Origin of the sequence: Methylosinus sp. R-45379 (assembly GCF_001644125.1) — a bacterium.
Lineage (GTDB): Bacteria > Pseudomonadota > Alphaproteobacteria > Rhizobiales > Beijerinckiaceae > Methylosinus.
Genome location: NZ_LUUM01000197.1, coordinates 1 through 1,489 on the forward strand (window position 1 = coordinate 1; position 1,489 = coordinate 1,489).

A 1,489-nucleotide genomic window follows, 5' to 3' on the forward strand; every position below is an offset into this window, starting at 1 on the left:
GTCGCGCCGGAGCGCCTGTCGTGGAGCCGCCGTCCGGCGTGAAATGTGATGAAACTGCGCCCCGATCCTGAATCGTGGCGCAGTCACCACCTATTGTGAAAAAAGTCTATGTCGACTTCAAATTGTGGTGTGGCGACAAACAAACGACGAACGGATAGGTGCGCCGCCCGGTGTGTTGTGGGGTATAGTCATGGATCGAATCGGCTTCACGGGAGCGGTCCAAGATGTCTATCTCCAGCGTTTCGGAGAATGAATTCAGGACGATAATCAGGGAAAATTTCACGCCATCGGAAGAGATTCGAACACCTGAACGCCTCTTTGGCCGTGAGAAGAACATGAGGCTAATCGACAGAGCGTTGAACTCTCCCGGCCGTCAAATTTTCATCTGCGGTGATCGTGGCGTGGGAAAGACCAGCTTGGCTGTGACCGCCGCGCACCTTTACGCCGCCAGCCAATCTGCGCCTATATATGTGCCGTGCGGAAAGAATACGACGTTTGCCGCAGCCATTCATGCGATCGGCACCCAAACAATTGATATTAGAGAACGCATTGAGCGACCGACGACGGGTCGAAGTTTCAGTTTAAACATTGTTGGTTTTGGTGGAGGCGTCTCGACAGGAGCAGGGGGTGACGTAGTGATCCCTGTGCCGAAGACTATCGATGAAGCCTTGGATGTGATCCGCTACGTAGCCCGAAAGCGCCAAGGACAGGTCATTATCGTCATTGACGAAATGGAGCGGATTGAGTCGAAAGGAGAGCGCGAGCTATTCGCCGAATTTATAAAAAATATTCCGACCATAGATAGGGACGTTCGTTTCATTTTTTGCGGTATCGCATCTGATATCCATGACCTTTTGAACTCTCATCCATCCGCCGGCCGAATTTTGGAAACGATCCGTCTTGAAAAACTCCATCATGATTTTCTCTGGCAGATCGTCACGACTGTTGCTGAAAAAGTCGACGTGTCGATTGACAGAGAAATGTTAATTCGCATTGGTCAAATCAGCGACGGTTTTCCGCATTTCGTCCATTTGATTGGTGATACACTTTTCTGGAATATATTTGATGACCCTGAAGATGTGAAAGTGGCAAAGCAGGAACATTTTCGAGCCGGCATAACTGGTGCTTTGGAAAGAAGCGACGCCGTGCTACGCGGCCAATATCAGAAGGCCACCCAGAAGACAAAAAATACCGACGACTATGAAGAAGCCTTGTGGGCTCTAGCTGACACGAATTCGGATATGCGGCAGCTTCAGGAAATTTATGACGCATCGTATTCAAAAATCATGCTGAGGCGGACAGGACGCTATGCCCTACCAAGGGAGACATTCAATCAAAGGTTACTCACGCTCCGCAACGACGGTCACGGATGCATTCTTGTCGGTCACGGTGCCGGGTGGTTCAGTTTTCGAGAAAACATCATGCGCGGCTATGTGAGACTTCGCGCCGAGCAAAAAGGTATCTCGATCGGCAGAGGATAATAACAAAA

Annotated in this window: 1 protein-coding gene; it reads left to right on the plus strand. The window is 50.2% G+C overall.

The annotated features are described in order from the left end of the window. The first annotated feature begins 224 nt into the window (after positions 1-224). Positions 225-1,481: an AAA family ATPase gene (locus A1351_RS08325; protein WP_083967236.1), complete on the plus strand. Its 1,257-nt coding sequence runs from the start codon at positions 225-227 to the stop codon at positions 1,479-1,481. Positions 1,482-1,489: the final 8 nt, after the last annotated feature.